Origin of the sequence: Methylocucumis oryzae (genome assembly GCF_000963695.1) — a bacterium.
Lineage (GTDB): Bacteria > Pseudomonadota > Gammaproteobacteria > Methylococcales > Methylomonadaceae > Methylovulum > Methylovulum oryzae.
The window spans coordinates 1-9,436 of record NZ_LAJX01000361.1; the positions used below are offsets into that span (position 1 = coordinate 1).

Genomic DNA, 9,436 nt, shown 5'->3' on the forward strand with positions numbered 1-9,436 from the left:
GCCGCCGAGGTGCGGGCAAAACTGGCCGACCTTGAGCCGGACAGCGTGCCGAGCCTTCAGGCGGTTAAACTCTCGCTAGAGTTGGCCGCCGAAGAAGACCTTAAACACGACAAAGAGCGCAAGGGAAAAGGCGAAGCCAGCGCCGCCTATACGATGCACGAGACACAGGGCAAGCGACACAGACAACAAGGCGGCTTTAAGCAACAGTTACGGGACGAACTGACGCGGCAAAAAGAAGCGCTGCACCCTGTTTACACCCAAGCGGACGCCATCAGAGACGAGCGCGAAAAAAACCAAGCGGCACGGGAGCGCCAAGAGCAAGCGCGGACAGAACAGCCGCGCCCCTCGCAAGCATGGCACGAAGCCAACAGGGAACAGGCCGACCAGCAAAGCCGCGAACGGCAACAACGCCAACAGACCGCACAAGAGGTACAGCTTGCGCGGATACTGCGACGGCGGCAACGGGCAGGGCGTGAAAACGAAAACGACGGCGGGCGCGAGTTTGAGCCGTGAGTCAAAGTGACTCAGGTTATTTATTAGAAATAGCCCCGTCTTTGTGGTATTTGTTGTCAGTGAAAATCACAAAACTGAGGGAGGAAACAATGGAACTTCTACAATTTGACGCAGAAAAAGACGAACTTGTTATAAAAATAAAAGGGCAAGATTTTAATCAGCTTGCCGACTTGGTGGCTGGCGTTTGCTCAATATACCCAAGCGACGGCGAAGCCATACTTGGCGTAACTAAATCTCAAGCAAGAAAACTTTGTGATGAGTTAGTTTCAGTTTTGGACGTTATGATAACCATACTTCAACAGAAAAATGGACGATAGCAATGCAGAATTATTAGAGTTGGCAAAAAAAATTGTTTCCTCTCTTCATAGCCAAAACCATCTTAATGAGTTTGAACCTATAGGAGTCAAAAATAACGATGACATGGTGCAGCATGTTTACAAGACTCTTTTAAGCCAAGAAACCAAACTAACAAAATGTGCGGAAGGTGTGAAATCAACAAACGCCGGTGTTTGCTTCGCTTATAACGAAAAAACAAACACGATGATTGTTTTTCATCCTGACAAGAACGATTTTACACACACAGTATATCGCCCTAATGACGGTAAAGAACGTTTTGACGTAAAGGTTAGAAATATCACAATCGCTCAGGGCGGCCAAACGCCAGAAATCAAACGCGGTATTTTTGAGCTAATGCCGGAATTGGAACACAAAGCGCACAAGAAGCAAGAGCAAAAAACACAGTCTAACAAAAGTGCCGAGGCAGAACGCGCACGAGAAGAGCAGCTAAAACGCATTTTGGCACGTCGTCAACGCTCATGGGAATTAGAACGGAACGGCGGGCGCGAGTTTGAGCCTAAAAGTATTAGTTAACTAATTTTTTAGGTAGCCATTTCCCTGAAGATAAGAAGAAAAAATAGGTAAATCGAAAATAAAACACCAATATAAAAAAAATCAGAATGTACAAACATGTTGTTTACAATGTTTGTAGATTCTCCAAGTTTTTTATCTGGAATAAATGTTTGTAATTTTAGCGCGGCGTCGATAAGACCTTGGTTATAAGATGCCCCGCTAAATATTGCGCCCCAGATAGAAATCTGAAGGATAACACAGAGTTTATTATAGCCCTTAGGATAACGAAAAGCCGCCACAGCCGACCCAGATATGGCCGCAACAGTTAGTGACGCAAATAGTGTGTTATTAAGTAACTCCATCCTTGCCCCCTTGTTCCATCAAGGGATAACACACCTCTTAAAAATGGAAAGGCCGAGCGTTACCGCCCGACCTCTCGCACCTTGGCGGTCATCGCGTCCCCGCTGTACCGCATGACCAGCATACAACTTTGCTTCCATTGAGAGCAAGGGCTTTACAAGTGGCCTAAATCACAAATGAAAAGGGTCAGGGTCAGCAAGATGAGAAAGAGCCGCGTTTTCGTAATCTTCCCAATATGGCCGCCGCCATGACCAAATGACAGGCGAAAGCCCCTCTACAAAAACAAACTGCTTATGAGGCGGTAAGCTTTTGCCATACAACACCCAAGGGGTAAAGAGCGGCTCCCAGTGGTCAGAATACGAACTCCCCGCCGTAGAGCTTGAAGCGGTGCCCGATGTGCTAGAGCTGGATATTGAGCGCCGCGTCACGAGACGTTTACCGCATCGGTCAGAAAGATAGTCAGCCGTCATTTTGTCGTTTGCCGTCAAAAAACTGCACCACACCCGCAGACGATAGAAACGACGCCCAACGTTCAGAATAAATGCTTTTAAGTTGCGGCAAATCTTGCACGAACGGCCAGAGCTGCACCCCATAGCCACGCACCAGCGCAAGCGCCCGCTCAATGGCAGGAAGGCGGCCAAGCTGGGCGAACTCGTCGAGAATAAACAAGACGCGGCCATCATTCGGGCGCGGTTCTTCGGTTAGCTCTTCAATAGCCGCTGTGATGAGCAAGCGCAACCAACGCCCTTGCGCCTCCAGTTGCTTGAACGGCAAGACCAGATACACCGTGATTTTCTCGCGCTTCAAATCAGCAAAGGAAAAATCTGATTTTGCCAGCGCCGCGCAAATAGCGGGGTCATCGAGAAAGGCGAGTTGAGTCCGTGCGGTGCTGATAATGCTTTGCACCTCTTTAGTCAAATGGGCGAACTGTGCCGCCTTTTGCCGGAGCGGTTGAAAAGGGCTTTCCATCATTTCATCAATCAGCAATTCCCACGGTGACGGCATAACCTCTTTTACGTCTTCCTGATTTTCTGACGCTTCACTACTGAGCAACGCCCGCACTTCGCCAAGGTTGCGCCGTTCAGGTAAAGCCGTTAGGCAAATGTGCATAATGAGCGCCGCGACCAATTCCCGTGCCGCATCTGGCCAATGAGAGTCACCGTTCCCACTATCCACAATCAGCGCTTGCGCAAGGCTGCGCACATCGGCCACGAAAGAATCAGATTCGGGCTTGATACGGTCTAGCGGATTGAAGCCCGCGCGGTTGACCACATGCGCCCCTTTGCCGTTCAGATGGTCAGCAAGCACGTTGTAAGGGTTCAGAATAAACACCTTGTGACCGAGCAAGCCCCGCGCCCGTGCTGTAATAGCCGCATTTTGCCCTTTAGGGTCAATGACAATGCAGGAACCGCCGAACGTAAGCAGCGCCGGAACAATAACCGTTGTGCCTTTGCCGCTTCCGGGTTTTCCAACGGTAAAAAGATGATTTTCTCCCGCGTAGTGCGCCCAACGTATTGCGGAATCAGGAAAGCTCTCTACACCTGATTTTTTCCATGCCAAAAAATCAATTTCATAGCCAATCGGGATACCTGCGCCAGTGAGCAGGCCGGACTCCCCGACCTCTTCAAGAGTCGCAATGTCTGCCGCGCCTTCTTCTGCGTGTGGTTCATCGTCTTTTGAAGAAAACAGACCACCCAACCACCTTAAAACCGTATTCATAAACCCCGTGCTATTTCTCTTTCAGGTTAAAAAGAAAGTGAATAAAATCACATATTGTCGCCCGATACAATTTAACACAATGAAAAATCGTAGCTATTCACTGAGCGCCCCTCTCAAAGCTTTTTTGAAGCCTGTTAAAAAATGGACACTAGGGGGCATGGTTCTAGGCATCTTAACTGACCTGTATTCTAATCCGACAGTGCGAGAGTATATTGAGACACAGAACAGAAAAACCGCGCTAGAACAAGTGCTCGCTGGAAAAGCGCAAGACATCCACAATGCACCGCTTATTGATACCTACCACTCCGAGGTTAAGAACCACCACATTCCTACGGCGGAAGAAAGAGCCGCCTTTCGTAAGGAACATGGCATCCCTGACCCAATACCAGACCCACCACAAAAAGCCGCGCCCGCTATCGCTCCCCCTCAAAAACCAAGCGGGTTAAAAATATTTTGGGATAAAGTCGTTATTGGCGACAGTCTATTTGACACGCATAGGAACTTGTTTGGGTTATCGCTCATTGGCTTTGTTATTGGTGCAAGGAAAGGCGTTACTCGATACGGAGAAGCTAAAAACCAACTAGACAGCTATTACATGACGATAAAAAGCCAAGATGATGACTATAGGCAAAAAATAGAGCGTTATAAAAGCAAACCGCAGAAAAGCAAAAAAGAATGAGCAATATTTCTGCTCGCCAACCTTGTGAAGTCTGCCGACGGCTGCCCATTTTTGAGAGCGGCAAACCGCCGCCGCTCTCAAAAAATCGGGCTTGAAAAATTGTTAATTGTCATCGTGAAAAATTGTGTCAATATCCCGTGACCCGTGTAAAACGCGGACAATATCCACGCCATCGGCAAACGGTAGATAAAAAATAACATAGCGGCCAATCGGAAAGCTCCGAAGACCCGCCGCCAGTTCATCACGCAAACGACCAATTTTTGGTTGTTCTGCTAAAATGTGAAACTTAGCGTCAATCGTAGCAACAAAGGAATCCGCCCGCGTTTCGCTGTCGTCTGCTATATAGTCCCAGATTTCTGCAAGGTCGCTTAAAGCGCGCGGGCGCTTGATGATGACAGGCATTTAATTCTCATCGCTTTGAGTGTTTCTTGCAGCTCGTCTTTTACGACCTTCTTGCTTGACCTCGTCAGGATTCCACGTTGTGGCCGTGCCACTGTGCAAGCCGTCCTGTATATCTTGCCGCAACTGAATCAACTTGGTTTCTCTGATACGGTCTTGTTCTTCCATCAAACGCAAAGCCTCACGCACGACTTCACTTGCCGAGGTATATAAGCCAGAAGCAACTTTGTTTTTCACCATGCTTTCAAGCTGTGGTGATAAATTGATATTCATAGTCATACTATCCACCCTTGTTGTCGTTGCCGCCTATCTTTTCATTTATAGGGTAATTGTCAAAGATTGGCAATGATTGATAATTACCCTATAAAGACTGAGCCGCCTTTTTTTTTGCAGAAAGCCACAAAAGAAGCGGTGCTATAGTCTGGTTTTTGTTTTGTGCTTACCCATTCCCGCCATTGTTGCTCAAGGGTGTAAATATCAAGCCGCCCTGCTACTTTTCGCGCTGCCTCATACGCTGAAGTCGGCAAAGGCGGCGTATTGTTTGCCTTCGATTTGTTTTGCGCCGCCTTGTTTGCAGGTTGCGCCATCATTGTGTCTTCAATTTCGCGCCGCTCAGAACTCTTAGAGACATGAAAACGCACACGAGCCACGGCGCGACCTTCTTTGACTTCTTCCATAACCACAGAAAAGCCCGCAACCTCGGGCTTTTCGTTTATCTGTGCTAATGCGGGTTCGAGTGCGCGGCGTTTCACATCAACCCATCTATTAAGTTTATCTTCTGGTATTTTGAGCCATTCCCTAAGCTGGTTTAACTCCACATCCAAAACCGCGTGACGTTGATTAGCGACAGATTCGAGCAGCATATAGAGGCTAACGGCATACTTGCCGGATAACCCAATCATAAAATGCAATCGTAGTCGTGAAAACCTAGTAGGATGTTTTATAGCTTTGCGAAGTGTGGGGCTAAAAGCATATTTAAGATAACCGCTTTGTTTTGCGTTTTTATTCACCGCTACTTCTGAAAGCAAACTACAATCGCCCTCATCATCTAAAGTTTCCCACTCAACATTAGTCCTTCTTAGGCGCTTAGCACTTTCCCAAATCCAAGCAGTTGACGTATCACCGCCGCCGAGAGACTGAAACAAATCATTAACCTTCGCAGTTCTAACCTGATGAATATCTACTGTTAGCAAATCATCCCAAGCTGCTGCCACCAAAAAAGCCCATAATTTCCGGTCACGTTCGGTATATGCGCCCTCGATTTTTTTGATGATAACTTCATTAGGAAGTGGCACTGTTGCTGGATGTGTCCCGTTAATCTGCCAAGCATCCCCCGACGCCTTGACTTCTGGCGGTAAAGGCAAAGGAAGCTGTGTTTGGTTAGGGTCTAAAGCAGTTTTAGGCGTTTTTGGCATGGTCTGACCTTCAGTTTAATTTGTCACTTTTCCAGTTTAATTTGTCACCTTTCATAATCCTACCCTTAGAAGTGCATTTGTAAACATCTTTTTTGTCACCTTTTCAGTTTAATTTGTCACCTTTTCAGTTTAATTTGTCACCTTTTCAGTTTAATTTGTCACCTTTTCAGTTTAATTTGTCACTTTTAGAGGTGTTATGTCTTTGATATTACTTATAAATAAAGGGTGGAACATATAGAACATATAAGAACATATAGAACATAGGAAACCCCAAACACCTCAGCCTGTGGATAACTCACGAAAAAAACCGGCAATAACACGGGATAGCAAAGGCAGGAGCCGCAAAGCGGCAACCTGTTTTAGCAGGGGGCTATTCGCCCCCTCTGCTTCGCATTCACCCCCAAGGATTTAACCAAGGTGCGCATTAAACCCCTCAACGCTTCAAAAGCTAATTAATGGGGTATGAGACAGGACGCTCCCCTAAAACATAACGCTTTTTTGCTTGATTTATGTATTTACATAGCGTAAATATAACCAATGAAATATACATGGGACACAGAAAAGAACGCAGCTAACCTCAAACGGCACAAAATCGCCTTTGAGGATGCCAAGCGGATTTTTGAGAACCCAACAGTTGAAAAAATAGATAACCGTTTCGATTATGGAGAGGTCAGAGTTTATGCAATCGGCCTCGTCAATGGTCTGGAAATCACGGTGATTTATACAGACAGAGCTAACAACGAACGGCGGATTATTTCCGCGTGGAGGTCAGAACCCCATGAAAGACGCACCTACTGGAAAAACCTTGAAGACTAAAAAGCCTGCAACCGATTGGGAAGCATTGCGTAACATGAACGCTACGGAAATCCGCGCGGGTATAGACAGCGACTTAGACGCACAGGCAACGGATGATAATTTTTGGTCAGACGCCGAGGTTGTCATGCCCAAACCTAAGCAAGTTGTAACTATACGACTTGACGCAGATTTGTTGGACTGGTTCAGAAAAGAAAACGGCTATCAGACCCGTATTAATGCGATTCTTCGCGCCTACATGAAAGCGAATGACCATAGAACAGGGCACAACCCTTCACCATGACGACAGAAATTAAGCAGGTTAACATCATGCAAAAAAAATCTGAACAGTTCCTCGCATCATTGGCAGGCTACGGTAACAACATGACTCTAGAACAGCGGGTCATATTCCTTAATCTTTTAGAAGATGAAGGAATGTTGCCTCCTCCAGTTTCTGATGAGTATATTGCACGCATAAAAGAGAGACAGTTACGCGACCCCCGTTTTATAGCTCTAGCAGCCAAAGGCACACAGCCTGAAGAATAAAAGATAGCCTTAATTCAAAACGCCGCCATAGACCCCGATTTTAAGCCCGTAGAGAGGCGAAAAGACTTTTAGGCATAACCCACAATCAGTCAGCCCCCCTTAACGCCTCTCTAAGCCCCTCTCCTTAGGATTTTTTACACATTCACGTTTTACATGAAAACCCGCGCCCAAGCTCTTGACTTCACAACAAAATAAGCCGAACATCTGTAAAACCGGACGGAAAACCGAGACCGACCCCTAAGAGGAAAACCGCCGACTATGCCGCTACTGACCTTAAACCAAGCCGCCAAAGAAGCAAAAAAAGCAAAATCAACCCTATTAGAAGCCATACAAAGCGGACGATTGAGCGCAGTTAAAAATGACACAGGACAATGGCAGATAGACCCCGCCGAACTTTTTCGAGTCTATCCGCCCGACCAGACAGAAGGCCGGACGGAAAACCGAGACCGACCAAGCGAAGAACCAGAGAAAACCGCCTTTTTACTGGAAAAAATCAGACATCTTGAAGACCAGCTCAAAAAGACCGAAGCCGAGCGGGAGCGAGAACGCGCCCAGCTTCAAGCCCAGATTGAGAGAGAGCAAGCCCAAATCAAGCGCGAGCAAGAGCAGGCCGACCACTGGCGGCAACAAGCGACCAATCTACTTACCCACCACGAAGAGCCAAAAGCGGAGCCGACCGAAAGCCCGCTATTCAAAAAGATTTTTCGAGGCTGGAAAAAACCCTAATTTTCAGTTGAAATTAACCACGCCCGCCGCGTACCGTCTGACAATGAGACATCCCCGCGACACATGGGCAGCACATCGGCAATTTAACCCCGAAGCCGCTGCGCCCCCACACCTCCAGAAACGCCCCGAAGCGGCGCAAAAGAGCCAGCAAACGAGCGCAGCTTTTGGCCGCCGCTTTGGATGAGCTTATAGAGTACCGCAGAATCACCGACAGACTCGCCGCCGACGTTTTTGAAACCGGACGGCAGAACCGGCAAAAAACCGACCCCGACCCCCTAAAAAACATTCTCGCACCTTGTCCCATATCCTAGGGGGTGAGGCCGATAGGCCGAGGGGGACAAGTCCCCCTTGTCGCCTGTTGCGGCGATTTTTGCCACCTGCTACACTCTACCATGCTGCAAAAACAACAGAGCAAGTCAGTGGCGGTAATACCGCCAACGGTTGAAAGGCTCCGCTTTCCCCCTCTTCCTTGGCAAGGGGCGTCCCCCGTTGCATCCCCCAAAAACGACCCCGCCAAGAGGCGGAAGGAAAAGCCGGCATGAGTACCAGCGACAAGCGGAAGCGTTGCAAAACCGTACAAGTCCGGCTCAGTCCGACCGAACTGGAACAAGCCACAGCCAGCGCCGAAGCCGTAGGCTTAAGCCTATCGGGGTATGTGCGCACCCTGCTCTTAGGGCGGGTGACAGACGGCACCCAACGCCGCGCCGCCAAAGACGCCCAAGACCTCGCGCGGCTTCATGCCCAGCTTGGCAAGGTAGGCGGCAACCTGAACCAATTAACAAAACTGGCCAATCAAGGGCAACTGGTGCCGCCGTCAGTTCTGGCCGCGTGTTTGGCCGAGGTGCGGGAGGTAAAAACCCAAATCGCCGAGGCGTTAAGCCGTGATTATTAAAGCCCGCGCTGGTAAAGGCGGCAAAGCCCTTGCTGCCTATCTGACAGGGGGCAAAAACGAACGCGCCGAGGTGTTGGAGTTTCGGAACATGGACGCGGTCAGCCTCAAGGCGGCCATTTACGACATGGACATATTGGCCGAACAGAGCCGATGCCAAAACCACGCGCTACATGTGCAAATGAGAGCCGCCGAGGGGGAGCGATTGAGCGGCGAGCAATGGCGAGACGCTGCCGACCGTTACGCCGCCGCGTTTGGACTAGAAGAGCATCAAGCCGCCTTGGTGCTGCATAGCAACCCCGACGGCTCGACCCATTGCCACATCGTGTTTAATCGCGTCCACCCTGAAACCCTGAAGGCTGCCGACCTTTGGCAAAATTACAAAACACATAAGACGCTAGCGCGGCAAATAGAGCTAGATTACGGCTTACAGAACGTCACCAACGAGAAAACCCAAGCCCGCGACCACTCACGGGCAGGACGGCCAGAAACCGAGCAAGCACGGCGCACGGGCGAAAATATCCACGACATCCGCGAGCGCATCCGCCG

The 9,436-nt window shown here is 48.8% G+C and carries 14 protein-coding genes and 1 pseudogene; 10 read left to right on the top strand and 5 right to left on the bottom strand.

Translation table 11 applies throughout. The features are described from left to right. The 3 genes from VZ94_RS26340 to VZ94_RS21590 form a co-directional block, all read left to right on the top strand. Positions 1 to 513 (top strand): hypothetical protein (locus VZ94_RS26340; RefSeq protein WP_045780825.1); only part of this gene is annotated, 513 nt, incomplete at its 5' end. After that, positions 510 to 830, top strand: a complete 321-nt coding sequence (locus VZ94_RS21585) for a hypothetical protein (RefSeq protein WP_045780826.1) — start codon at positions 510 to 512, stop codon at positions 828 to 830. The genes VZ94_RS26340 and VZ94_RS21585, both read left to right, overlap by 4 nt. Next, positions 820 to 1,383 (top strand): hypothetical protein, encoded by a 564-nt coding sequence (locus VZ94_RS21590; protein ID WP_045780827.1) that lies wholly within the window; start codon positions 820 to 822, stop codon positions 1,381 to 1,383. The genes VZ94_RS21585 and VZ94_RS21590 overlap by 11 nt, the downstream gene beginning before the upstream one ends. 8 nt (positions 1,384 to 1,391) lie before the next feature. On the opposite strand, the gene VZ94_RS21595 is transcribed toward VZ94_RS21590, so the two are convergent. Then, positions 1,392 to 1,724: a hypothetical protein gene (locus tag VZ94_RS21595; protein WP_045780828.1), complete on the bottom strand. Its 333-nt coding sequence runs from the start codon at positions 1,722 to 1,724 to the stop codon at positions 1,392 to 1,394. 168 nt (positions 1,725 to 1,892) lie between these two features. Beyond that, positions 1,893 to 3,441: pseudogene (locus VZ94_RS21600) on the bottom strand (type IV secretory system conjugative DNA transfer family protein). A gap of 79 nt (positions 3,442 to 3,520) precedes the next feature. Here VZ94_RS21600 and VZ94_RS21605 point away from each other — a divergent pair. Then, the gene (locus VZ94_RS21605; RefSeq protein WP_131655699.1) at positions 3,521 to 4,120 is read left to right on the top strand and encodes a hypothetical protein; all 600 of its coding nucleotides are present in this window, start codon (positions 3,521 to 3,523) and stop codon (positions 4,118 to 4,120) included. A gap of 102 nt (positions 4,121 to 4,222) precedes the next feature. Here VZ94_RS21605 and VZ94_RS21610 read toward each other — a convergent pair whose 3' ends face one another. The 3 genes from VZ94_RS21610 to VZ94_RS21620 form a co-directional block, all read right to left on the bottom strand. Continuing rightward, positions 4,223 to 4,522, bottom strand: coding sequence for a type II toxin-antitoxin system RelE/ParE family toxin (locus VZ94_RS21610; protein WP_045780830.1), 300 nt, complete (start codon positions 4,520 to 4,522; stop codon positions 4,223 to 4,225). After that, a complete protein-coding gene (locus VZ94_RS21615) occupies positions 4,523 to 4,798 on the bottom strand; it encodes a type II toxin-antitoxin system ParD family antitoxin (protein WP_109867751.1) in 276 nt (91 codons plus the stop codon). A gap of 77 nt (positions 4,799 to 4,875) precedes the next feature. After that, a complete protein-coding gene (locus VZ94_RS21620; RefSeq protein WP_045780832.1) occupies positions 4,876 to 5,934 on the bottom strand; it encodes a replication initiation protein in 1,059 nt (352 codons plus the stop codon). A 537-nt stretch (positions 5,935 to 6,471) separates the two neighbouring features. Between VZ94_RS21620 and VZ94_RS21625 the strand changes: the two genes are divergently transcribed. The 6 genes from VZ94_RS21625 to VZ94_RS21650 all read left to right on the top strand — a co-directional run. Next, positions 6,472 to 6,750 carry a BrnT family toxin gene (locus VZ94_RS21625; RefSeq protein WP_045780833.1) on the top strand — a complete coding sequence of 93 codons (279 nt, stop codon included), beginning with the start codon at positions 6,472 to 6,474 and terminating at the stop codon, positions 6,748 to 6,750. Beyond that, positions 6,713 to 7,030, top strand: coding sequence for a BrnA antitoxin family protein (locus VZ94_RS21630; protein ID WP_045780834.1), 318 nt, complete (start codon positions 6,713 to 6,715; stop codon positions 7,028 to 7,030). The genes VZ94_RS21625 and VZ94_RS21630 overlap by 38 nt, the downstream gene beginning before the upstream one ends. Before the next feature lie 26 nt (positions 7,031 to 7,056). Further along, a complete protein-coding gene (locus tag VZ94_RS21635) occupies positions 7,057 to 7,272 on the top strand; it encodes a hypothetical protein (RefSeq protein WP_131655701.1) in 216 nt (71 codons plus the stop codon). 258 nt (positions 7,273 to 7,530) lie between these two features. Further along, on the top strand, positions 7,531 to 7,998 hold the full coding sequence (locus VZ94_RS21640; protein ID WP_045780836.1) for a hypothetical protein: 468 nt from the start codon (positions 7,531 to 7,533) through the stop codon (positions 7,996 to 7,998). Positions 7,999 to 8,536: 538 nt separating this feature from the next. After that, a complete protein-coding gene (locus tag VZ94_RS21645) occupies positions 8,537 to 8,890 on the top strand; it encodes a plasmid mobilization protein (RefSeq protein WP_045780837.1) in 354 nt (117 codons plus the stop codon). Further along, positions 8,880 to 9,436, top strand: a 557-nt coding sequence (locus tag VZ94_RS21650) for a relaxase/mobilization nuclease domain-containing protein (RefSeq protein ID WP_045780838.1), incomplete at its 3' end; no start/stop codon positions are given. The genes VZ94_RS21645 and VZ94_RS21650, both read left to right, overlap by 11 nt.